Annotated in this window: 16 protein-coding genes; 7 read left to right on the top strand and 9 right to left on the bottom strand. The window is 73.6% G+C overall.

Translation table 11 applies throughout. The features are described 5' to 3' along the window. Window positions 1-199 precede the first annotated feature (199 nt). From NQZ70_RS42225 to NQZ70_RS42245, 5 genes are all read left to right on the top strand, one after another. Window positions 200-427: a microviridin/marinostatin family tricyclic proteinase inhibitor gene (locus tag NQZ70_RS42225; RefSeq protein WP_129579277.1), complete on the top strand. Its 228-nt coding sequence runs from the start codon at window positions 200-202 to the stop codon at window positions 425-427. 34 nt (window positions 428-461) lie between these two features. Further along, window positions 462-1,460, top strand: a complete 999-nt coding sequence (locus tag NQZ70_RS42230; protein ID WP_129579278.1) for an MvdC family ATP-grasp ribosomal peptide maturase — start codon at window positions 462-464, stop codon at window positions 1,458-1,460. Further along, window positions 1,457-2,488 (top strand): MvdD family ATP-grasp ribosomal peptide maturase, encoded by a 1,032-nt coding sequence (locus NQZ70_RS42235; RefSeq protein WP_129579279.1) that lies wholly within the window; start codon window positions 1,457-1,459, stop codon window positions 2,486-2,488. The genes NQZ70_RS42230 and NQZ70_RS42235 overlap by 4 nt, the downstream gene beginning before the upstream one ends. A gap of 122 nt (window positions 2,489-2,610) precedes the next feature. After that, window positions 2,611-6,453 carry a YhaN family protein gene (locus tag NQZ70_RS42240; RefSeq protein WP_237244552.1) on the top strand — a complete coding sequence of 1,281 codons (3,843 nt, stop codon included), beginning with the start codon at window positions 2,611-2,613 and terminating at the stop codon, window positions 6,451-6,453. Between the two features lie 800 nt (window positions 6,454-7,253). Beyond that, the gene (locus tag NQZ70_RS42245; protein ID WP_129579280.1) at window positions 7,254-8,012 is read left to right on the top strand and encodes a hypothetical protein; all 759 of its coding nucleotides are present in this window, start codon (window positions 7,254-7,256) and stop codon (window positions 8,010-8,012) included. A gap of 588 nt (window positions 8,013-8,600) precedes the next feature. Here the strand turns inward: NQZ70_RS42245 and NQZ70_RS42250 are convergent. The 4 genes from NQZ70_RS42250 to NQZ70_RS42265 all read right to left on the bottom strand — a co-directional run bounded on the left by NQZ70_RS42250 (window position 8,601) and on the right by NQZ70_RS42265 (window position 10,619). Further along, entirely contained in the window at window positions 8,601-8,990 is a 390-nt protein-coding gene (locus NQZ70_RS42250; RefSeq protein WP_129579281.1) for a YidH family protein, read from the bottom strand. Window positions 8,991-9,028: 38 nt separating this feature from the next. After that, window positions 9,029-9,748 (bottom strand): molybdopterin-dependent oxidoreductase, encoded by a 720-nt coding sequence (locus NQZ70_RS42255; protein ID WP_129579282.1) that lies wholly within the window; start codon window positions 9,746-9,748, stop codon window positions 9,029-9,031. A 43-nt stretch (window positions 9,749-9,791) separates the two neighbouring features. Further along, entirely contained in the window at window positions 9,792-10,172 is a 381-nt protein-coding gene (locus tag NQZ70_RS42260) for a dihydroneopterin aldolase (RefSeq protein WP_129579283.1), read from the bottom strand. A gap of 138 nt (window positions 10,173-10,310) precedes the next feature. Beyond that, entirely contained in the window at window positions 10,311-10,619 is a 309-nt protein-coding gene (locus NQZ70_RS42265; protein ID WP_129579284.1) for a hypothetical protein, read from the bottom strand. On the opposite strand from NQZ70_RS42265, the gene NQZ70_RS42270 reads away from it, so the two are divergent. Then, entirely contained in the window at window positions 10,618-10,794 is a 177-nt protein-coding gene (locus NQZ70_RS42270) for a hypothetical protein (protein WP_165374438.1), read from the top strand. The genes NQZ70_RS42265 and NQZ70_RS42270 overlap by 2 nt on opposite strands. A 31-nt stretch (window positions 10,795-10,825) precedes the next feature. On the opposite strand, the gene NQZ70_RS42275 is transcribed toward NQZ70_RS42270, so the two are convergent. The 4 genes from NQZ70_RS42275 to NQZ70_RS42290 all read right to left on the bottom strand — a co-directional run bounded on the left by NQZ70_RS42275 (window position 10,826) and on the right by NQZ70_RS42290 (window position 19,725). After that, window positions 10,826-11,566: a Crp/Fnr family transcriptional regulator gene (locus tag NQZ70_RS42275; protein ID WP_129579285.1), complete on the bottom strand. Its 741-nt coding sequence runs from the start codon at window positions 11,564-11,566 to the stop codon at window positions 10,826-10,828. Between the two features lie 92 nt (window positions 11,567-11,658). Further along, the gene (locus tag NQZ70_RS42280) at window positions 11,659-15,723 is read right to left on the bottom strand and encodes a hypothetical protein (RefSeq protein ID WP_129579286.1); all 4,065 of its coding nucleotides are present in this window, start codon (window positions 15,721-15,723) and stop codon (window positions 11,659-11,661) included. Window positions 15,724-15,811: 88 nt separating this feature from the next. Next, complete coding sequence (locus NQZ70_RS42285; RefSeq protein ID WP_129579287.1) at window positions 15,812-18,178, bottom strand: hypothetical protein; 2,367 nt, start codon at window positions 18,176-18,178, stop codon at window positions 15,812-15,814. 419 nt (window positions 18,179-18,597) lie between these two features. Continuing rightward, on the bottom strand, window positions 18,598-19,725 hold the full coding sequence (locus NQZ70_RS42290; RefSeq protein WP_129579288.1) for a vWA domain-containing protein: 1,128 nt from the start codon (window positions 19,723-19,725) through the stop codon (window positions 18,598-18,600). 286 nt (window positions 19,726-20,011) lie between these two features. Here NQZ70_RS42290 and NQZ70_RS42295 point away from each other — a divergent pair, with 286 nt between their 5' ends. Further along, complete coding sequence (locus tag NQZ70_RS42295; RefSeq protein ID WP_129579289.1) at window positions 20,012-21,769, top strand: PE-PGRS family protein; 1,758 nt, start codon at window positions 20,012-20,014, stop codon at window positions 21,767-21,769. A 24-nt stretch (window positions 21,770-21,793) separates the two neighbouring features. Here the strand turns inward: NQZ70_RS42295 and NQZ70_RS42300 are convergent, their stop codons facing one another. Further along, complete coding sequence (locus tag NQZ70_RS42300; RefSeq protein ID WP_129579290.1) at window positions 21,794-23,347, bottom strand: hypothetical protein; 1,554 nt, start codon at window positions 23,345-23,347, stop codon at window positions 21,794-21,796. Window positions 23,348-23,867: the final 520 nt, after the last annotated feature.

Below are 23,867 nucleotides of genomic sequence, written 5' to 3' on the forward strand. Positions count from 1 at the left end.
CGACACGCACCCCAGCGCAACGAACTTTAACAATATTCAACACAGCCGAGCACCCCGCGACTGAAAGACGACCGCAGCAGCGGAATCGGTCGCAGCCATCGTTATCAGGGTGCCCGCGGGCTTGCCTGCCCGCCTGGTTGCTCGTTTAATTGGCTCTCTTATCCTCGACGGCGCCGCCGTCCCGATCTGGAGGTATCCCATGGCTGATGTCGATCTCCGTGAGCCCGAGCAGCAGGAGCAGGAGGCCGCCGAGGCGGTGCCCTTCTTCGCCCGTTTCCTGGAGGATCAGAAGCGCGTCCGGACCGGCGTCAAAGCCGGCGGGGGCGCCGCGACGAAGAAGTACCCCTCGGACAGCGATGAGGACTGCGGGCCGCCCATCTACACCACGCTGAAGTACCCGTCGGACGGCGACGACTCCGGCGTATGAGCCGCCCGGGCCCGCGCGAGAGAGGCAACCCGACGTGACGACCGCGGGCGAGCGCGTCCTCCTGGTCTCGCATTCACAGGACGACTTCGGGGTCGAGCGCGTGGCGGAGGCGCTGCGACGGCGCGGCGCCCGCCCCGTTCGCCTGAACGTCGACCGGTTCCCTCGCGACATCGCCCTCTCGACGGCGCTCGGGGCCGGCGGCGTGCGCCGCCGCCTGGAGGGCGCCGGGGCCGCGCTCGGCGGGGACGAGATCGCCGCGGTCTGGCTCCGGCGCGTCTGGGCGCCGAACCTCGGCGAGGGCGTCCCCGAGGCGTACCGCGCCGCCTGCGTGCGCGAGTCGATGGCGGCGCTGGCCGGCTGGCTGCGCGGGCTCCCCGCGCGGCGGTGGATCAACGAGCCGGCGGCCGAGGAGCGCGCCCAGGACAAGCTGCGCCAGCTCGCGGCGGCCGCGTCGGTCGGCCTGCGCATCCCCGAGACGCTGGTGACGAACGACGCGGCCGAGGCCCGCGCCTTCTTCGCGCGCCTCGGCGGGAACGTGGTCGCCAAGATGCTCACGCCCTTCTCGACGAGCCTCTCGGGCGGCGGGCCGTTCGTCTTCACGCACGCCGTCACGGCGGCCGACCTCGACGCCCTCTCCGGCCTGCGCCAGAGCCCGATGGTCTTCCAGGAGCGCATCCCCAAGGCGCGCGAGCTGCGCGTCGCGTGCGTCGGCGGCCGGTGCTTCCCCGGCGCGCTCGACGCCTCCCGCTACGAGTCGATCGCCGTCGACTGGCGCCACCCGGACGTCAGCGCCGCCGGCATCGCGTGGGAGCAGGACGCGCTCCCGCGCGACGTCGAGGAGCGGCTCGGCGCGCTCCTCGGCGCCCTCGGGCTCGCCTTCGGGGCCGTCGACCTCATCCGGACGCCCGAGGGGGAGCACGTCTTTCTCGAGATCAACCCCGCCGGCGAGTGGGGCATGCTGGAGCGGGACCTCGGCCTGCCGATCGCCGACGCGCTGGCGGAGGCGCTGCTCGCTCCGACGGAGAACCCGTGACCGTCCTCATCATCACGCACAGCGAAGACAACGAGTGCATCGCCCGCGTCGCCGCCGCGATCGAGCGGCTGGGGGGCCGGGCCTTCCGCTTCGACACCGACGCTTTCCCGCAGGGGGCGCGGCTCGCGCTCGCCGCGGGGCCCGGGGCGGGCCGCTCCACGCTGCGCACGGGCGCCGGCGGCGGCGAGCTCGATCTCGGCGACGTGACCGCCGTCTGGTATCGCCGGGTCGCCTTCGGCCGCGGGCTGCCCGCGTCGATGGACCCGCAGCTCCGGAGCGCGTCGGTCCAGGAGGCGAAGCAGACCGTGGAGGGCCTGCTGTCGGCGCTCCGCGTGCCGCAGGTCGACCCCCTGCCGGCGGTGCGCTTCGCGTCGAACAAGCAGGTGCAGCTCGACATCGCCCGCGAGGTCGGCCTCGACACGCCGCGCACGCTCACGACCAACGACGCCGAGGCGGCGCGGGCCTTCGCCGCGACCTGCCCGGGCGGGGTGGTCGCCAAGATGCTCTCGTCGTTCGCCGTCTACCGCGGCGGCGAGGAGCACGTGGTCTTCACGAACGCCCTCCGGGACGAGGATCTCGCGGACATGCGGGGGCTCTCGCTCTGCCCGATGACGTTCCAGGAGAGGATCCCGAAGGCGCGCGAGCTGCGGGTGACGGTCGTGGGCGAGCGCGTGTTCGCGGCCTCGATCGATCCGGAGGCGGCGCCCGGCGCCGAGGTCGACTGGCGGCGGCAGGGGCTCGAGCTCATCGACGCGTGGCGCAAGGACGCGCTCCCGCCCGACGTCGAGACCGGGGTGCTCCGGCTGATGGATCAGCTCGGCCTCAACTACGGCGCCCTCGACATCCTCCGCACGCCGGACGGCCGGCACGTCTTCCTCGAGGTCAACCCCGTCGGCGAGTTCTTCTGGCTGGAGCGGAGCCCCGGCCTCCCGATCAGCGAGGCGCTCGCCGAGGTGCTGCTCGGCAAGGCGCCGCGCCGCGGCTCGTGGAGCGCCTTCCTGCACGCCCCCGTGACGCAGCCCCGCTGAGCCGGACGTACAGCGTAAAGCGCCGACCGCCTGTCCTCTCCAGCGGACCCCGCCTGCCCTCTCCGGCGGCTCCGACGGCCGCGCCGCGAGGAGCGCCTTGACATCGCGCGGAGGTTTCGCACTTGCTATCCGTTCAGGGGAGGGCACCGCCCCTGGTCGGCGACCTCGTGAAGATCCTAGAGCTCCACCTCCTCGCGTTCGGCCCCTTCACGGATCTCCGGCTCGACCTCTCCTCGCCGTCGCCGGGCCTGCACGTCATCTACGGCCCCAACGAGGCCGGCAAGAGCACCGCGCTCCGGGCGATCCGCGGCCTGCTCTACGGCATCCCGCACATCACGCCCGACGCCCACCTGCACCACAACACCGATCTCCGCGTCGGCGGGCGGCTCGCGGGCAGGGGGGACGCGGCGCTCGCGTTCGTCCGCCGCAAGGGGCGCGTGAAGACGCTCCGCGACCCGGACGACAACCCCCTCGACGACGGGGCGCTCGCGCCGCTTCTCGGCGGCGTGACGGAGGAGCTGTTCCGCACCTCCTTCGGGCTGGATCACGACACGCTCCGGCAGGGCGCCGAGGCGCTGCTCCAGGGCAAGGGCGACGTCGGCCAGAGCCTGTTCGGCGCGGGGCTCGGCGGGCCGGGGCTGCAGCAGCTGCTGACCACGCTGCGCCAGGAGGCGGACGAGATCTTCACGCCCCAGGCGAGGACCCGCCCGCTCAACGAGGCGATCAAGGCGTTCGAGGAGTCCAGGAGCCGCGCCAAGGCCGCCGCGCGGCCGCCCGCGGACTGGACGCGCAAGCGGCAGGAGATCGACGAGGCCAAGGCCGAGCAGGAGCGCGTCGACGCGGAGCTCCGCGCGCTCCGGGCGACCGACAAGCGGCTCCGGCGCGCGCTCCGGGTGCTCCCGCTGCTCGAGGCGCGGCGCGCGATCCTCGGCCGGCGGGCCGCCCTCGGCGACGTCGTCCTCCTGCCCGAGGGCGCGCAGCGGGATCGCGAGGATGCGCAGGAGCGCGCCGCCGACGCGGCCGAGCAGGCGGCGCGGCTCCGCGCCGACATCGAGGAGCTCGAGGCCCGCCACGCCGCGCTGCACGTCCCCGCGTCGCTCGCCGAGCTCGATCCGGGCGCGATCGACGGCCTCGTGACCCGGCTGGGGAGCCACCGTAAGGCCGCCGTCGACCTGCCGCGGGTCCGGGCGGAGCTCCACGGCATCGAGGAGGAGGCGCGCGCGATCCTCCGCAGGCTCGGGCGGGACGCCTCGCTCGTCGGCGGCGCCGAGCCCGAGCGGCTCGAGGCGATGCGCGTCGACGTCGCCACCGAGGCGCGCATCAAGAAGCTCGCCCGCGAGCGCGGCGCGGTCGAGGCCAAGCCGCGCGAGGTGGAGCGGCTGCTCGCGGCGAACCGCGCGCGGCGCGACGCGTGCGCGCGCCGGCTCGCCGAGCTGCCGCCGAGCGAGGACCCCGCCCCGCTCCGGGGCGCGCTCTCGCGCGCGCAGAAGCAGGGCGACCTCGAGCACCGCCTCCGCGAGGCCGCCGCCGCGGCGGCGCAGCTCGCCCGCGAGGCCGACGCGCAGCGCCACCGGCTCGGGCTCGGCGCGCCGGCGCGCCTCGACGACGACGGCGCGGCCGGCGACGCTGCCGCTCCGGCGAGGCGCCCGCTCTCCGCCGCCGAGGCGAGCGCCCTGCCCGTCCCGCTCCCCGAGACGGTCGACCAGGCGGCGGCGCAGTGGGGCGCCATCGCGCGCGAGCGGGAGCGGCTCGCCGAGCGCGCGGCCGAGGTCGAGGCGCGCCTGCGCGAGAGCGCGCGCGAGATCGACGCCCTGCAGCGCGCCGGCGCGGTGCCCACGGAGGCCGACCTCGCCGAGGCGCGCGAGCGCCGCGACGCCGCCTTCAAGGCGCTGCTGCGCGCCCTCCAGGCCAAGGGGAGCGCCCGCGCCGCGGCGGCGATCCACACCGCCACGCTGTTCGACCTCGGCGCGGACGTGGCCGCCTCGCCCGGGGCGGGGCGCAGGCCGGCGCTCGGCGCGTCGGGCGACGCGGCCGCGCGCGGCAAGGCCGACGAGTATGCCGAGCTGGTCCGCGTCGCGGACGCCCTGGCCGATCGGCTGCGCCGCGAGGCCGACCGGGTCGCCCGCCTGGCGCGGCTGCTCGCGGACAAGGCGCGGGCCGAGGCGGATCAGGCGCAGCTCGCCGCGGAGCGCGCCGCGCTGGCGCGCCGCGCGGAGGAGGCCGAGGCCGCGTGGGTCGAGCTGTGGCGGCCGGCGGGCGTCGCGCCGCGCTCGCCCGAGGAGATGCGCGGCTGGCTCGGCCGCTACGCGGGCCTGACCGCCACGGTCGACCGGCTGCGCGCGGTGGAGGCGGAGGCCGAGGCGCTGCGGGCGCGGATGCAGGCCCACGCGGCCGAGCTCCACGCGGCGATCCAGGGCGCGCGCGCCGCGTCGGGCGGCGCGCGCGGGGACGCTGGCGGCGCGGGCGCCGGCCCCGCCGGGCCGCTGGAGGGCGCGGCCGCGCGCCTCCCGGCGCTCGTCGAGGCGGCGGAGCAGGAGCTGGCGGCCATCGAGGGCGCGGCCCGCGAGCGCCGCGAGCTCGCGCGGGAGCGCAAGGAGCTCGAGCGCGAGCGCGAGGACCTCGAGCGGGAACGGGCGGAGCACGCGCGCGCGCTCGAGGCGTGGCGGGCCGACTGGGCGGAGCGGGTGCGGGCGCTCGGGCTGCCCGGCGACGCGTCCGCGGACGAGGCCACGGCGATCCTCGACGAGCTCGACGCGCTGTTCCGCAAGGTGGACAGCGCGGCCCACGAGCGCCGCCGGGTGCTCGGGATGGAGCGCGACGCCCGGACGTTCTCGGCCGACGTCGCCGCGCTCGCGGCCCGGCACGCGCCGGACCTGGCCGAGCTGCCCGCGGATCAGGCCGCCGATCAGCTGATCAAGCGCCACCACAAGGCGCGCGCCGACCTCCGCGAGCGCGGCGAGATCGAGGAGCGCCTGGCCGAGAAGCGCCGCGAGCGGGACCAGCAGGAGGCGCGGCGCGCGGCCGCCGAGGCGCGCCTCGCGAAGCTGTTCGAGGCGGCGGGCGTCGCGCGCACGGGCGACGTCGCCGCCGACCTCGCGGCGCTGTCGCTGGCGGAGGAGCGCTCGCGCGAGGCGCGCCGGCTCGACCGCGACCTCGTCGAGAACGAAGGCAAGCTCCTCGAGGCGGGCGAGGGCGCGGGCGTCGCGGCGCTGGAGCAGGAGACCTCGGGGGTGGAGCGGGACGCGCTCACGCTCGAGCTCGACCGCGCGGAGCAGCGGCTCGCGGCGCTGGAGGACGAGCGGCGGCGGATCGATCGGGCGCTCGGGAGCCTGGAGCAGGAGCGCGAGCAGCTCCGGGCGACGGTGGGCGCGGCGGAGGCCGCGGTGGAGGCGCAGATCTGCCTCTCGCACCTGCGCGGCGAGGTGCGCCGCTACGTGCGGGCGCGCCTCGCGGCGGTGCTGCTCGAGCGGGAGATCGAGCGCTACCGCGAGCGCAACCAGGGGCCGATCCTGGCGCGCGCGAGCGCGCTCTTCCATCGCCTGACGCTGGGCGCCTTCGCCGGCCTGCGGGTGGGTTACGACGAGAGCGAGCAGGCGATCCTCCGCTGCGTCCGCGCGGCCCCGCCGGCGCCGGCGGCGGCGGACGCGGCGGCGGAGCCCGCGAAGGCGCCGGTGCAGCGCGAGGTGGACGTGACCGGCCTGAGCGACGGCACGCGCGACCAGCTCTACCTCGCGCTGCGCCTCGCGAGCCTGGAGCACCACGCCCGGACGGGCGAGCCAATGCCGCTCATCCTGGACGATCTCCTGATCCATTTCGACGACGACCGCGCCCGAGCGGCCCTCGCGGTGCTCGGCGAGCTGACGGCGACGACGCAGGTGCTGTTCTTCACGCACCACGCGCGGCTCTGCGAGCTCGCGCGCGAGGCGGTGCCGGCCGAGGCGCTGCGCGAGCACCGGCTGCGGTGAGGGGCCACTCGGATCGGTGCGCCAGCCGTCGTTGCTTAGAGGCGCCCGGCGGTCGTCCGGTCCCAGGAGGAAATGGTCGATCATCTCCATCTCGGAGCATACCATCCAGTGCCGACGCACACCGAAGCGCTCGCACTCCTCGAACTTGTCGTGCTGGGCCCTCAGTCGGTCGGGCCCGCGCGGGGAGTGCACCTCGACGACGAGCGCGGGCGCCGACTCCTCGTCGCTCCCTCCGTCCCATCGATCCTACTCCTCGTCGGTGCCGGGCATGCCGTGCACCGCGAGGATCTCGCGCGGTCCGCACGATCTCCTCGGGCGCGGGTGGTGACCTCGGCCTTCGCGGAGGCCAGGGCGAGTTCCTGCGGATCGGTCCCCTCGACGCGCACCGCCGCGTCAATCCGGGCCGCCGCAGTTGGTGCCATCTGGTCGCCAAGAAGCGGACGTTCCTTGACCGCGTCGGTCACGAACTCGACCGATTACAGGCATTCGGGTTTCGGCTAGAACAACGGACAGGTTGAAAGTCAGCCAGGTTGCGGCCCCGCCGGAGCCGTCGAGGAGCAAGCCGGAAGGGCACGGCATGCACAAAAAGAGAGACCGCAAGGGCGCAAGGGGCGCAAGGGAACAGAGATGGGATTGATGATCTCGACCTCGATCGTGACGACGACCGAGCCGAATGGCACCGCAGCTTAACGGAACTTGCGGGAATGCTTCGGCTGGACGCCATCCCGACCTGGCTCGAGCGGGCGCTCTCGACTAGGGAGCTCTGAGCAGGGCGGCGCTTATGGAAGAAGAGGGATCCGATGCTGCGAGCTGCAGAAACAGTCGTTCTCGAGTCCGGGCTTCAATTTCTGAGTCAAGGTGAGGCCTGGAGGTACGATGAAGATTGGCCGCACATTGCGACGTTCCACTACAAACTGGCGACCGACGAGGAAGATGGCGATCGACTCAAGACCCTCGGCGAGGCGGACGGATACAGGATTTCTCAGGATTGGGCGGTCGAGAGCGATTTGCAGATTTGGAACGAAGCAGATGCCCTCGATGGCGACGTCGTGCGGTACGTCGAGGCTCTCATTCGCGAAGTGCGTTCGTGCGAACAGGTTTTCGACTCTGCTCCGTCCCTCACGACTGCGCAGCGCATCACGATCTTGCGCCATGTCGAGGCAGTAAGAGGCGTTGAATCGACGCATCTCATGCAAGCCGCTGCCGCATCCTTGGCCATGATGGATGCGCCAGTTCTGATGCTCGTCGATCCCTGGCCCATGGCAGACGAGCGGCGCGGTGCGAAAGGGAAACTCAGCGGACGCAGCCACATCGCGGCACTCCTCGAGATCGGATTCGTGCGCATGGTGGGCTCACGCTTTCTCTGGGCATGGAACCGGGAGCTGTCCGAAGGTCTAATGGCCGACTACTCATACGACAAGCTCCTCGCTGCAAAGCGGAAGGGCGCGCTCGACGAGATTCTGAACTCTCCTCTCTCGGAGGCCGTCTACGGGAGCCTTCCGAAAGACGTGGCAAGCAGGATCGACGTTCCAGATCCAGATGACCTGATGAGCGAATGAAATGGTCGCCGGAGGGAGACCGCCCACGCCGCGCCGAGCGCGACCTTCGGGAGGCTCGTACATCGCGCGTCGGATGACCTGGAGCTCATGGGCCGCGGCCGACTCCTTGGCACTGCGGCCGCCTCAGCCGGAAGCGGCGGTTCGGCCCTGCGGCGAGCGCGGCGGAGTGCCCGCATCGTCCTTCTTCTCTGCACCAACGAGCATCACGCCGCCGATCGCCGCCAGGGTGGCGGCCAGCCGAAGCCGCCGGCGACGAGAGCCGGCCGCGGCCCGGGGCGAGGAGGCGCGGGGCTCAGGGGCGCAGCGCGAGGGCCGGCGGGCAACACGGGGGGCTGCGGGCAGGCCCTGCGGGCCGGCGGGCGAGGTCATACGATAACGGATGTTGCTTCGCACAGGTGCGGATTTCCTCGGCGAGCGACGGACCTGAAGGAGCACTCCGGAACCCCACGTCCGGGCGATGGGTCCCCGCACCAGAACGAGCCTGTCGGTGGAAGCCCTGGACGCCGCCGACAGGCCATCTCCCGCGCGCCATACCCCCGAGCGTGCGCCCTTGTTCAGATCGCGCGGAGAGGCTCCGCCCCTCCCGCGTCACGACGTGAACAGCCAGGCGATGCTCGCCGCGCCGATCAGGAAGATCGCGGCCGTGAAGATCAGGATCGCCGTCCTGTCGGGCCGGTAAGCCCCGCGCTCGATATCGCTGTACGCCCGCAGGTACCGCACCGCGGCCCACGCCATCAGCGCCATCCCGAGCAGGACCATCCCAGCGCCGAGGCCGACGACCTCCCGCAGCATCGACCGCGATCCCACCTGCGCGGCCCCAGGCGCCGCCTCCAGGAAGTACAGGCTGAACCTGTTGAGCGTGATGCCGAAGCTGAGCAGCGCGATCGCCGTGCGCACATAGGCGAGGTGCGTGCGCTCATTGGCCAGGTGCTCCCGCGCATAGGCCTCCGTCCGCTTCGCGCTCTCCTCACCGGGCATGGCCGACCGCCCTCCTCACCGCACCGCGCGACAGCCGCTCACTCCCGGCTGTACCGGTCGTCGAACCACGGATACGCCGTGTTCGAATAGCCGCGGACCTCCCAGAACCCAGGCCGATCCACCGCGCTGAACGTGATCCGCTTGATCCACTTCGCGCCCTTCCAGGCGTAGAGCTGAGGCGTGATCATCCGCACCGGGCCGCCGTGCTCGCGCGGCAGCGGCTTGCCCTCCCAGGTGTGCACGAGCAGGGCGTCCGGCAGCATCGCCTCCTCGAGCGCGAGGTTCGTCGTGTACGGGGTCTGCGTGCCGGGCGCGATATCGCTCGCCTCGATCAGCACGAAGCGCGCCTCCGGGAGCGGGCGCGCGCGCTCGGCGAGATCGGCGAACCGGACGCCGACCCAGCGGTTGTCCATGCGGCTCCAGGTGGTCACGCAGTGAAAGTCCGAGACGTCGAGCGTCTGCGGCAGATCCATGAACTCGTCCCAGGAGTAGGTCCGCGGCGCCTCGCACAGCCCGTCGACCCGGAGCTGCCAGCGCTCGGTCGGGATGTCCGGCGTGTCGCCGAGATCGAGCACCGGCCATTTCTTCACCTCGCGCTGCCCCACCGGCAGCCTCGGCATCCCGTGCCGGTTCGGCGGCCCGCTGCCCATCGGCGCCACCCCGGCGAAGACGCCCTTGCCGCGCGCCGCCTGCCGCTCGGCGAACGCCTGCTTGCGCTCGATCAACGACCTCGTCCGCCGCCCAGCGTCGTCCTCCATGGCTTGACCATGGCGACCGCCCGACGCGCCCGCAAGCCCGCGCTCAGCCGCCCTTGCGCCCCGAGAGCTCCACCGAGGCCGCGTCCACCGACACCGACGTCGGGGGGCCGAACTTCTTCACCTGAACGGTGATCCCGAGGGCCGGCGTGTCGTCGAGCACGCGCTCGATGATCCTCTGGGCGAGCGTCTCGAGCAGCTTGTACGAGGCGCTCGTGCCCGCCTCGACGACCAGGTTCGCCAGCTTGTCGTAATCGAACACCCGCGCTCGCGCGTCGGCGCGGGGCAACAAGGCGACCGGGAGCTCCACCTCCAGGCACACCACGAAATCCTGGGGCAAGTCGCGCTCGGCGCGGGACACGCCGTGCTTGGCGCGAAAGCGGATGCCGTCGAGGCGGATCCGGTACGTCTGGATCGCAGACTCCATCCGCGCCCCCCTAGCACGCCTTCCGGCCGGCTTCCGCCGAAGGTTGCGCGGCCGCGGGCTCGCCCGCTCGCGGCGGCCCTCCCGACGCGCCGCTCGACGTAGGCGCGCGCGGCGGCCGCGCGCGCGCCCCGGGCCCGGTCAGAGAGGCCGCTTGAAGCACACGGCGTCGATCTTCGCGGCGAGCTCGCTGCGCAGGAACTGCACCGGCTCCCAGCCCTCCTGCCCGAACCGCTTGAGGACCGGGTTCCACCCGGACGCGCTCGTCACCTCGAGGACCTGGGCGTCGCTGACCTGCGCCGTCTCGGCGTCCACGCACCGCACCTCCCACCGGGGCGGATCGCTCCCCGCGTGCACCGGCGGCACCAGGAAGCGCGGCGCCACGTACGACGCGGAGCAACCGAAGAGAAACGCGACGGCGATGGCTGTTCCGGAGCTGAGCTTCGGCATGAGCAATCCTTTCCTGCGAGGTCGACTCGCGAAGGCGTATCGGCGCTTCGTGCGCCACGTCAACAGGGAACGGCGCGCGCGAGGGCGCGAGCAGCCGCGCGCCAGCGCGCATGTCCAGCGCGACATGACCGAACATCTCGCCGCTCGCGCCACCTCCGACGCCATCCGCGCATAGCGGCGCCGCGCGCCGGCGCGAGCCGCGTCCCCTACCGCTTCCGGGCGAGCGCCTCGCGATCCTTCACGATGAGCCGCCGCCCGGCCACGTCGAGCACCCCCTCCTTCCGCAGCGCGCCCAGCGTCAGCGTCACCGTCTCCCGCGTCGAGCCGATCACCTGCGCGATCTCCGCGTGCGTGATCGGCGCCGAGATCAGCATCCCCCGCGGCGTCGGCACGCCCCAGCGCTCCGCCGCGTGCAGGAGGAACTCGGCCAGCCTCCCGCCCACGTTCTTGAACAGCATCGACTCGATCCGGTCCTCGGTCTCGCGCTGCCGCGCGACAAGGAGCGCGAACACCGCCCCCCCGAACCCCGGGTGCTGGGCGCAGAGCTCGCGGATGAGCGCGAGCGGCACGCGGACCACCTCGGCCTCGTCCATCGCGACGGCGCGCTCCGTCCGCGTCTCCAGCCCGCCGAGGCACGACTCGCCGAGCACGTCGCCCGTGCCGCGGTAGCTGAGCGGGAACGCGGCGCCCGCCTCGTTGATGCGCTCGACGCGCGCCCGGCCCCGGCCGAGCACCACGAGCGTGTCCGCAGGGGCGCCCTGCTCGAAGATCGCCGCGTCGGACGCCACCACCTCGAGCACGGCGGCGTCGGTGACCGCGTCGCGCACCGCGCGGTCGACGTGCGCGAACAGCGAGGAGAGCCGGAAGGCGCGCGCCACCCGCGCCTTCACGGGATCGGTCGGCTGGCGCCCGGTATCCGGCGCGTACTGGGAATCCAGATCGCTCACGGGTAGAGCAAAAGCGTAATCCATACTGCGTACGTTGGCACACAGGAATCCCCGGGACCGGGGCGATCGAGGTGGGCGCGCGGGCGCCGAGATCAGCGTCCGTCGCGGTCGAGCAGCACGACGATGTCCCGGTCGAGCGCGCCGTCCGCCGCGCGGGCGAACTGCTGAAAGCGCGGGTACGCGTCCGGTTGCACGCGGCCCGCGGGCAGCTCCAGGAAGCGATCGAGGAGCAGCGCGCCGCCGTCGAGGCGATCGTTCACCCGCACGGTGCGCCCGTCGTCGTCCGCCGCAAACGGAGCGAGCCGCGTGGCCACGCGCGCGCCCGGGGGCAGCTTGACGCGGAGCCGCACCTCCGATCGGGTCGCGATCTGCTCGGACAGGTAGAGCGGCGTCTCCCGGACCGGCAGGCTGGCGAGGCTGGCCACGCGCACGCCGAAGGGCGGCGAGAGCACGAGCTCCGGGCCCTGCGCGCGCGCGAAGCTCGCGGCCGAGATCTTCATCTTCAGGGTGAGCGGCCGGTCGATCTCGGTCAGCTCCTTCACCTGGATCTCCTGGAGCCGCGCCCCCGGCACCATCTGCGGCAGGAGCCGCGACTCGACCGCGTCCCTGAGCTGCGCGTCGGGGAGCGACTCCAGCGCCGAGCGCAGCGCGATCGCGAGCTTGCCCTCGTAGCGCTGCTCGATCGACAGCGACGCCGAGCCGTCCCGGGCCACCTCGGCGACGCCCTCGGTGACCACGCCGTCGTGCGCGCCGGACGAGGGCGTCACCTCGCGCGGCGCCCCGGGCCGCAGCACGATCGCCGGCTGCCCGCGGAGGGAGCTCGGCAGGTAGCCGTACGGCGCGAACTTGTCGCGCACGAACATCCAGCGGGCCGCGCTCGCGCCGGGCTTCTCGCCGGTGTCGACGCGCACCGCGAGCGCGCTCCACGTCTCGGCCTCGCTCATGGGGCCACGCGGCGGCGGCGCGAGCCGGTCGCTCACGACGCCGTAGCCCGCGTCGATCCCGACCAGACGGCACAGGTAGAGGAACGCCTCGGTCCGGTTGCCGCTCTTGCCGATGACCACGCGGCGGCCGTCGTTCTCGCGCCCCGCCTCCACGTTGGCGAGCACCCACCGGTAGATCCGGCGCGCCTGCTCGTCCTTCGACGGCGCCGCCGCGCCGGCCTCGCCGCCCGCCGCGCCGCCGCGGGCGGCGGCCTTCCCCGCCGCGCCGCCGCGGGCGGCGGCCTTCCCCGCCGCGCCGCCGCCGGCGGCCGCGCCCGAGGCGCCCGGCGCGATCGGCGTCCGCGCGATCGACCGCGCGATGCGCACGAGCCGCGGGTCGCGCGGCGTCTCGTCGGCGGCCGCGTCGACCATGCGCGCGATCGTGTCCGCCACGGTGATGCCCCAGCCGACGCGGACGTTCGGCAGGAACTCCGCCATCGGCGCGCTCGCCGGCTCCTCGGGGAGCGCGGGGCTCTTGTCGACGCGGTAGCGGCGGGTGACGAGCGCGCCGGACTCGACGATCTCCGGGGCGGGCACCGGGCCGGAGACCTCCACGTCGAGGGGCCGGCTCTTCGGCGACACGATGATGAACTCGCTCCGCCAGTAGGGGACCTTCTCCTCGCGGAAGAACCAGCGCGGGCCCTGGAACGTGAGGCCGCCCTGGCCGTCGCCGCGCAGGACGAACAGGTTCTCCACCTCGATGTAATCGCCGACCTCGAGGTGCGGCATCGTCACGGTCGGCTTGTCCTGGATGAACTCCGGCTCGTGGATCGACCCGTCGCGCTTGACCGTGCGCAGCTTGAGCACGAGCCCGTCGGGCACGCGCTGCTCGGCGTGCTCCTGGATCGCCTCGCGCGACTGGATCCGGATGATCTCGTGCTGGAGCATCCGCGCCGAGCCGTCCTCGTGGATCCACAGGGCCGCGTAGTCGAGCACGCGCGCTGCCGTGCCCGGCATGACCTCGCCCGAGGCCTCGTGCTCGGCGATCACCCGCCTCCCGTCGAGCCGGTAGGGGCTGAGCTCCGTCGTGCCGTCGAGCAGCTCGATCGCGTCGCGCAGGCTCGAGGTGTCGGAGCCCGTCCGGATCGCCTCGATGAGCGCCTTCTGGAGCGCGTCGCGCTCCCCCCGGGCGAAGCGCGCGTCGGCGAGCGCGAGGCGCGCGTCCGCGTCGTCCGGCGACCTCGCGAGCGCGCGCTCGAGCTGCTCGAACGACTCGGCGCGCTTGCCGGCGCGGGTCAGGAGGTCGGCGATGCGCAGCGCGATGTCCTTGCGGTCCCGGCGGACGGCGCCGAGGCGCTGGAGCTCCTGGATGGCCGCCGCGTAGTCGCGCCGATCGATCGCCCGCTCCAGCTCGATCTCCGCGTCGGGGTCGAGCCCCCGGATGCGGGCGGCGAGCTCGTCCGCCTGCGCGACGTGCCCGTCGGCGTCGTGGATGCGGAGGAGCGCGCCCAGCACCTCGACGTCGTCCGGGAAGCGCGCGGCGGCCTCCTTCACGGTGCGGACCTGCTCGACGCGCCAGCCGAGCCGCGAGTACATCGCGGCGAGCGTCTTCAGGAGGTCGGGCACCTCGCGGAACCGGTCGGCCAGCGCCTCGACCGTGCGGGTCACCTCGGACAGGCCCATCTTGTCGGCCTCCTCGAGCGCGAGCCAGAAGCGGGGGTACCAGAGCTCCGGGTCCTTCGCCGCGGCGCGGGCGCGCACGTCCTTCACGAGGTCGCGGCCGTCGGACGGCGGGAAGATCGGGTCCTTCTCGAGGAAGACGGCCTGCGCCGCGAGCGCGGGGCCGGTGGCGCGCGCCGGATCGGCCACGAGCGGCTCGATCAGCACCGCGCTCACGTCGTCCTGGCCCTCGAGGTGCGCGATGGTCGCGGCGAGGTAGCGGGAGATCGGGTCGTTCACGTCGCGCTCGGGGCGCGGCGCGCCGCGGAGCCCGAGCGCGCGCGCCACCTTCGGCGCGGGCTGCGGTGGCACCCCGAGCGCGTCGAGGAACGGCTCGATGGGGTTGGGATCCGGGAGGACCTCGGGCGGGAAGAGCGAGTACGGGGGCGTCGGATCGGCGGACGTGGCCACGCCGAGGGGCGTGCCGTCCGGCGCGAGCAGCCGGATGGAGGTCTCGCCGCTCCCGACGCGGGCGAGGATGCGGTGGCGGCCCGGGCCGAGGCGCAGGCGCGCGCCGAACCTGGGCCAGATCCCCCACTGCTTCATGTCGCGCGTCAGCACCTCGACGTCGTCCACGAGGATGGCGAAGGCGCCCTGGACCGCGATGATCATCTCGCGCTCGGCGGGCAGGTCGACGAAGGTCTCGACGTAGAAGATGCCCCTGGCCCTGCCCTGGCCGCGCGCGTCGGGCGCGACCGCGGAGAGCTGGCAGCCGCGGCGCTCGGCGCCGAGCACGCGCGGCGGGTCGGCGCGGCGGGGATCGCGCGGGAACACGGGCGGCCAGGGGCCGGCGCGCTCCGCCTCGTAGCGCACGCGGTGGTCGCTCTCGGCGAGGTGGCCGAACGGGCCGGCGAAGCGGGCGCTCTCGATGCACCCGTAGCGGCGCGCGGCGACATCGATGAGCGACGCGGCGGGCGCGGCCCCGGGGCCGCCGGCGCCGTCCGAGCGCGCCGCGGCGGCCGCCTCCTCGGGCAGCCCCTCGATGCTCCACCACTCGACGAGCTCGCCCCGCGCGCGCCAGCCGAGGTTGCCGGGGCGGTCGATCGCGCGCAGGACGACCTCGCGCGACTTCTTCCAGAGGCCGACGACGCTGGAGCGCAGCCCGAGGAGGTGGTTGGCGGCGAACCAGCCCACGAGGGGGGCGTCGGGGTGCGCGCTCACCCTCGCCGCGTCGAGCGCCTCGAGGTACGCCGCCGCCGCGCGCGCGTTGCGGCCGTGCGCCTCGTCGTCGATCGCGCGCCCGAGCGACGCGAGCATGGACTTCGCCCCGATCCCGTCGAGGCGCTTGCGCGCCGCCGCGACGCCCGCGGGCGTGCCGCCCGGGACGAGGAGCTCCCCGAGCAGCCAGCGGCCGACGACCTCGCCGTCGGTCGAGCGCGCGCCCGCGTCGCGGAGCGAGGCGATGGGGTCCGGCGCGCGGGGCGCGGTGGCCGCGCTGCAGGCGCCGAGCGCGAGGGCCAGGGTGGCGGCGCCGGCGAGCCGGAGGAGCGAGGAGAGGGGGCGAGGTGCGCGCATCGGCTCGGTCCTTAGCGCGACCGACTGCGTGCGCACAGGTGCCCCGCGTCACGCGGGTCGGGCGGGCCGCGGCCCGCTGCGTCCGCGCTCACACCCCCGCTTCGACAGCGCTGGCGACTTGCTGAAGGAGCACCGCCTGCTCGATCACCTCGGGCGGCACGCCCAGCTCCTCGCGCGCCCCGGCCACGTCGTCGCGCGCCGCGCTCGCATCCTGGCGCGCCCCGGCCACGTCGTCGTGCGCCGCGCTCGCATCCTGGCGCGCCCCGGCCACGTCGTCGTGCGCCGCGCCCACCTCTTCGCGCGCCGCGCTCCCATCGTGGCGCGCCTCGCCGGCGTCCTCGGGCGCCGCGCTCGCATCCTGGCGCGCCTCGCCCGCCGCGCCCACACCCACATCCTGGCGCGCCGCGGCGGCCTCCTCGCGCTCCGCCGCCCGGCGCAGCGACGCGATCTCCGCCTGCGCGGCGACGAGCGCCTGCTCGAGCTCCTCGTGGAGCGCCTGGGGCGCGCCGGCCGTATCGCGCGACTCGGACAGCTCGCGCTCGAGCTGCGCGATCTTCCAGCTCGCGGCGCGCAGGTCGGCCTCGCTCGCGGCGGCGCTCCGCGCCAGCGCGTCGAGCTGCTGCCGCAGCGCCTCCACGGCGTCGCCCTGCCCGCCGTTCCCCGGGGGCGCCCCGCCCGGCCCGCCGCCCGTGGTCTGGCCCGGTCCGCCGGGCTCGGCCGTGCCCGACGTGAAGACCGTCCCGAGCTCGTCGACGAGCTCCTTGCCCACGCGCTCGCTCTCGAGTAGCTGCGCCTTGAGCGACGCGATCACGTGGCCCCGGTCGCGGAGCGCCGTCTCGAGGCTCGCGATCTCGGCGGCGGCCGCCTCGCCGGCGTCGCGCTTCTCCAGCTCCGCGGCCCGCTGCTCCAGGGTGACGACGCGCTGCTCGAGCTCGACGATCCGCGCCTCCAGCAGCTGCCGGCGGGCGTCGAGGGCGCTCCGCTGCTCCTCCAGCGCGCGGTTCTCCCGCTCGAGCCGATCCACGCGCTCCTTGAGCCGGTCGCGCTCGCGCGCGAGCTCGGCCCGGGCGGCCTCGATCTCCTCGTGCTTCGCCGCCGCGCGCCGCGCCTCCTCCAGCGCGCGCTCGCTCTCCTGCGCGCGCCTGCGCGCGGCGTCCCGGTCCGCCGTGATCTTCGAGAGCTCCCGCCGCGCCCCCGCCGCGGCCGCCTCGAGCTCCTCCACGCGCGCCGCGAGCGCCGGGTCCGGCGCCGCGACGGCGGGCCTCGCCTCGAGCTCGGCGATCCTGGCGCGCGCGCCCTCGAGCTCGGCCGTCGCGGCGTCGAGGCGGTCGCGGGCGCCGGCGATCTCCGGCTTGTTGCGGATCATGCCGAGCTCCAGCTCGACCTTGGTCCGCACCCGCTTCTCGTCGTCGAGCTGCTTGGCGAGCCGGGTCGCGCGGTCGCGCTGGCTGCGGAGCTCCTCCTCCATGTCGCGGATCTGGTGCGCCAGGCGCTCGGCCCGGACGTGGGCGTCGCCCGCCCTCGCCTCGACGTCCCGAAGGCGCGCCCCCCGCGCCTCGATCTCGGCCTCCGCCTCGGCGAGGCGCGCGGCCGTGGCGATCGCGCTCTCGGCGCGGGCCCCCGCGTCCTCGCGGTCGCGCTGGTGCCGGGTGCGCAGCGCGGCGAGCTCGCCCCCGAGCCGCTCCGCGCGGCCCTCGGCCTCGGTGAGCGCCTCGGCCGAGGGGCCCGCGGCCGCGACCGGGAAGTCGGCGAACGGCAGCTCGATGACGGCGAACGCGTCGAGCCGCGGCAGGCGCTCGCCGGCCACGGCGATGAACCACTCCGGCTCCTCCGAGCCGTCGAGGATCGACGTGTCCACGCTCACCTCGGGCTCGCCCTTCGGCGCGAACTCCGCGACCGTGTAGCCGACGAACGGCGCCTGGCCGACCATCCGCACCTGCTTGAACTGGAGCGCCACGAGGTCGTAGAGCGCGTAGTAGCCGGGCGCCGCGCCGCGCCGCGCGCCCGCGGGGAGCAGGCCGCGGGCGACGTCCGGGTTCGGCGACGCGATCACGGCGGTGCCGCTCGCGGCGGTGAGGCGGCGGGCGCGCCGGAGGGTCTCGGCCGGGTCGGCGAAGATCGAGAGGTCGGGGATGACGAGGGTGTCGAAGGCGCCGTCGCGCACGCCGAGATCGCCGTCGAATACGGCGAAGCTCGGGTGCGGCTGCCGGCCGGGCGCCGATCGCGCGAGCTTCTCCGCGACGCGCGCGGCGTCCGGATCGTAGGCGTGGACGAGGCGCGCGCCGCGCTGGAGCAGCCGGTCGGCGAGGCCGATGGTGGCGTCACCCAGGACCGCGACCCGCCGGCCGCGCACGAGCGGCTCGAGGTATGCGCTCAGCACCAGCGCGGGGTGGAGCGCAGCGGGGGCGGCGTGCCGCGGCGAGCCGGCGGCGGCGAGGGGGGACTCCGTCGTCATGGTCCCGTCCTCTTACGGCGCTGGGGGCCGGGAGTCCACAAAGCGCCGTGCAGAGTTGCAAGGAGGCGCCTGGCGCCCGCCCCGCGCCCCCCCACCCCCGCCTCGAAGCTCGGCGGCGTCGCCCATGACGCTCTGCGTCTTCCTCGACCCCGTGTTCCCCAACCTCGTTCGTCGCTCCCGTTGTCATCTCCATTACACGCGTGCGTCATGACACGCGCGCGTCGTGGGCGGCGCTGCGATGTCCGGTTGCAAACGACCGGGCTCGACATTGCCAATGCACCGAAAGGACCCGGGAAGTCGACTTCTTGGCGCCTCGTCGCCTCGGCGGCTCAACGTTCCTCATCTCGATCACGTGACGAGCATCTGGTGACCAGCATCGCTCCGACGACGAGCGGGCTCGGGCAAGGGCGGCCAGGCGGTCAGCGGAGCACGGTCTCGCAGCCGAGGAGGATCTGGATCTTCGCGACGGACGCGTTCCTCGCGGCGCCGCAGGTATCGGGGCACAGCACGAGCGCCGTGGGCGAGCTCGGGTTGTCGTAGCGCCAGCCTGGACCGTCGCAGCCGGGGCTCTGCGGCAGGATCTCCTGCGGCGCGCCGTCGAGCCCGAACAGGACGTTGACGTCGTTGAATGCGATCTGCCCGCCAGCCACCTCGGACGGGACCTCGTACTCGCACGGGAGCGCCTGCCCCGTCACCTTCGCGAGCGCGCTCTGGAACTCGACGGCGATGTTCGTCGACGCGACGAGGACCGCGGCGTCGGTGCCGCCTGCAGCCGCGATCTGGTTGGCGATGCTCTGGTCGACGCCCGGCAGCCCGATCACGAAGGTGCGCACCGGCGGTCGATAGCGCGCGCCCGCCGCCGCGAGGGCCGCGATGGCGGCCGGGTCCTCCGGGTTCGCGCCGCCGCACTGGGCCGCGGGCCCCTGCGGCTTCCCGTCGGTGACGAGCAGCACCGCGGAGGCCTCTCCGGGGTGGTTCTGCGCCATCTCGATGCCCTCGAGCAGCGCGCCGCCCAGCGCCGGGTAGATGGGCGTGCTCAGTCCGTCCGGCGACTCGTCCTCGATGGCGTCCACGATCGCGCCCGCGTTGTCCGGGAGCGGACCGAACGGGACGAGCGGCGGCTTGTAGGCGTTTTGGTCACACGCCGGCACGGCGTCCGCGGCGCGCGGGAAGAAGCGCAGCGCCACGCGCACGCCGGCGAACCGCGCGTTGTTGACGAACGCGGTCAGGCCGACCTTCGCGCTATCCCACTTGCCTCCCTCCATGGAGGAGGATTTGTCCATCATGATGTAGAGATTGAGGGGGACGGCGATCGCCTCCTCGGTGACGAGCCCGCAGGCGGCGTCCGGGTCGGGGCGGGTATCGATGGGTGCGTCGCTCAACAGCCCTCCATCCGGATCGAGGTCTCCGCCCGAGCCGGCCCCTTCCGACGAGGACGACGCCGCGCCGATCCCCGAATCCGGGGCGCAGGCGCCGTGGAGCCCGGCGGCTGCAGCGAGCCCGAGCAGGGAGGCGAGCGAGAGTCGGTGGAGCGGTTCGAGGCGCATGGGCGTGCTGGCGTACGGCAGGGACGGCGCGGAGGCGGCGCAGGAGCGCAGACCCAGACTACCGGAGTCGGTGGCGGGCGCGAGGGGCGAATCGCTGGATCGTGAGCTGGCTCGCGGCGGCGCAGCGCGGCACGGCGGTGTCGGTGCGTGCGGCACGGCGCGATGGGGCCATGGGGCGCGTGGGGTGATTACCGCCAGCGTGACAAAGTCTTTCCGAAAAGCGCGCGAAGGTGCAGAATTAAGCATGCGCGTGCGCTCCCTCCTCGGAACGGCTTCTGTGCTTGCGATGCTCTCCGCGCTCGGCTGCGCCGAGAGCAGCTCGATCGACGGTCCCATCGGGCCGGTCTCGGGCACCGGCGGCGGTTCCGGATCGGGCGGAGCGCCGACCGCGAGCAGCGCAACGACGACGTCATCGAGCAGCAGCGCGGCTGTCACGAGCGGCGCGGGCGGTGACGGCGGCGCGGGCGGGGGCGAAGGTGGCGCGGGCGGGGAGGCGGGCAGCGGAGACGGGGGCGGCGGGGGCGAGGTCACCGACCCTTGCGCGATGGGGTGCCTCCCGGGCACGCACGATATCGACGGCAACCCGCTCACCGGCGAGTGCGGCTGTGAATACGCGTGTACGCCGACCTCGACGACCGAGGATCCGATCGACGGTGATTTCGTGGACGCCAACTGCGATGGCGGCGACGGGCTCGTGGAGCGGTGCGTCTACGTCTCGGCCAGCATCGGGGACGACGCCAACAGCGGGACGCGCACGGCCCCGGTGCAGACGATCGCCACGGCGATCCAGGTGGCGCAGGAGAGCGCGGTGCCGGCGGTCTGTCTCTCCGGCGAGCTGTACGAGGAGGCCGTCACGGTCGTGTCCGGCATCAGCATCTATGGCGGGTTCGACCACAACGACCCTGACTTCAAGTTCCGCAGGACCTCCGCGGTGACGACGACGGTGCGCGCGCCAGGCACGGTGTTCCACGCGCCGTCGATCGAGCAGCCGACGCACATCGAGGGCATCACGATCGAGGCGTTGAAGGCGACGTCACCCGGCGCGAGCACCTATGGAGTGCGCCTGGGCGGCGGGCTCGCGCAGCTCTTCGTGCGGTACAACATCATCGACGTGGACGACGGCCAGGACGGCTCCGCGGGAACGAACGGGGCGGCGCACACGGCGGGGACGGCGCCAGGGGGGAACGCGGGAGAGGTGGGCTGCAACGACTGCAGCGGCCTTGGGAATGCCGGCCCAGCGCCCGTGTGCGACGAGCCTGGCGGGAGAGGCGGGTATGGCGGACATGGCAGTGCCAACGGAGCGGCGGGCCATCCGGGCAGCCAGGGTGCGGCCGGCGGTGCGGGAGGCCCCTCGCACAACTGCCTGAATTCCGAATATCCAGGACAGAATGGCGCGCCGGGCATGGCGGGGTCGCAGGGGACGCCGGGGACGGGGGGCCCGACGCTCGGCACCATCGCCTCGGGCGCCTACCAGCCTGCGAACGGCACCAATGGGCAACCGGGAACGAACGGCGGCGGCGGCGGCGGCGCAGGCGGCGGCGGCGGCGGCACGTGCGCGATCGGCTATAACGATCGCGGCGGCGGTGGCGGCAGCGGCGGATGCGGCGGGCTCGGCGGCCGCGCCGGCCAGGCCGGCCGAGGTGGGGGCGGAAGCTTTGGAGTCTTCGCGGCGGCCGGACGGGTGGTCGTCACCGACAACAAGATCACGAGCGGAAAGGGCGGCAACGGCGGCCGCGGCGGCAACGGCGGAGCGCGACAGCTCGGGGGGAACGGCGGCAATGGCGGCGCCGGTCCCGATGACGCCGCGAACGGCGGCACCGGCGGCCGGGGTGGCAACGGCGGCGACGGCGGCCCGGGCGCGGGTGGCGGGGGCGGTCCGAGCGCCTGCCTGGCGCGATCCGGGACCGTCACCTTCACGTTCGACGACAACAGCTGCACGACCGGCACCGCCGGGTTCGGCGGCATTGGCGGCACAAACCCGAGCGGCGGCGCCGCGGGCGAAGGGCAGAACGGCACGGCGAAGCCGAATCTGCAGATCAACTGACCAAGCTCCGCCGAGCTCGAGAAGCTATCTCCCGACCCGTCCCAGGTCGATCTTCGTCACGACAGCGCTGAGCTCGCCCGGAGCCACGACCTTCACCTCATTGCCAAAGTTCAGCGTGCCGTCGTTGAGCCCGACGGCCACGAGGGCCTTCGTCCCCGGATCCGTGTCGATGCCGACCACCGCTTGCCCTGCCGCAGGATCACCGAAACGCCTGCTCCAGAGGTGCGCGCCGCCGGCGCTCAGCTTCGCGATCGTCCAGTCCCGGTCCTGTCTGCCGCCGAGCGGCCCGCCCCCGAAGTCAACCGTGCCTGCGACTCCGGCGCCGACCACGATGTCTCCTGCGGTGTCGACGGCGACGTGAACCCCCAAAGGCGACATGGACTCGACGTCTCTTCCAACACTCAACTTGGGATCCATAACGATTTGAGGCGAATCATCCCCGAATCTCAACGACCGTAAGCGGCTCCCCGCGGACGAGAGCTTCACGAGCAGGATATCAGAGTCTGCCGGCCCGGTGGTCTGCTGGGCGCCTCGGACCCCGCGGGTTTCGACAGCGATCCCTCCGGCGAGAGCCCCGGCCGCGACGATGTCCCCTCGCGCATCGACGTCGATGTCGGTCACCCAGGCATCACCCTCTCCTTGGAGAAGAACCGTCCAATCCATCTTACCTGTGGGCAAGAGCTTGAGCACGAAGGCGCCAGCCCCCGACGGGCTCGGGGCATAGCTCTCGTCGAAGCCGTGCTCCGTGAATCCCGTGAACCGGCCCCCCACGACGATGTTGCCGCCGGGATCCACCGCCACCGCCTTGGCCTCGATGGACCTCGTCGCTGTCGTGTCTTCTGGGTCGCCCAGCTGAAAGCTCCACAGGACATTACCCGTCTCGCCGTCCAACTTCACGACGAAGGCGTCCTTCGACGATGCTGTCGTCAGGTTGGACGAACCCAGGCTGACCTCACGATTGAAAGAGCCGACCAGGACGACGTCACCCTCGGACGTGGTCGCCGAATCGAGGACGAGGAGGAGCCCCTTCCCCGTGAACAAGTTGTGCCGCCAGAGCAGTTTGTTGTCGGGCGTGAATCTGGCCACGAAGCAACCATCCTCATCGGGAGTGGGCGCCGCGATGATGTCACCAGTATCGAACTCGATCGCTTCCTCGTAGAAGCCCGACAAGACGACGCTATCGTCAGGCAACACCGAAAGGCGCGATCCATATGCACCATCCAAGTTTTTCACCCACAGCCATCGACTGAAGGCATGGCTACCGTCCGGCTTCAGCTTGGCGAGAAAGAACGCCATCCGAGATGATATCAGCGGCGGGCCGCCGAAATCCGTGGTACCCAGAAAGCTCCCCGCGAGGAGGATGTTTCCCTTCGAGTCGAGCCGAGCACTCTCGGGAAAGACGAACTCATGGCTCCCGAAGCTCTTCGCCCAGAGTGTTCCTGAGCAGGAATCTTCGTCGCAGTCCTCGAACTCGCCGAGGCCCAGGACCTGAGCACACGAAGCAGTGCCCAGGAGGGCCCCCAGACCGAGCACGCCGAGGGCGCGAACGAGGGGAGGAGAAGGCGAAGCGTGGCGCATGATGTCGCATGGGGCCCCAAGTTCCAACGCCCGTCAAGCGTGAAGCAAGTCGCACACGAGCCCCGCTGGCTCGCGCCGCAAGGCATCCTCGCGCCGCATCTCCGCCGAGCACCGAGCGGGCCTCTTCCAGTTCCGGTCCCGACGGCGTCGCGGCGGGTGGACCGGTCGGAGCGCCCGCGGCAGGCCCGAGCGACTGCCGTCGCTCGCGCGCGCACCGCAACAGGCGCAGGCGGTTCATGCGGGTCATCGACGGCGCTCACGGTCTCGGAGAACGCGATTGTCGTCGGCGGGCGCCGTCACTCACGCGGTGCGCGCAGCGGATGAACCCATGGGGCCTCCGTGTCAGCCGCAGTGACGGGCGAAGCGGAGGTGGGGAGGCACCGGCGCCGGAGCAGGCCACCCGGCCCAGCTCGCGCCCGCATCGTCGCGCTCGACGGCCGTCGAGCCGTCGTGTCCGCCGTACGATCCCTGTCTTGCCAGGACGCACCTCGAGAGCGCAGCCCAGGAGGAGCGGCCCGTC

It is taken from the genome of Sorangium sp. So ce836 (genome assembly GCF_028553905.1).
Lineage (GTDB): Bacteria > Myxococcota_A > Polyangia > Polyangiales > Polyangiaceae > Sorangium > Sorangium cellulosum_D.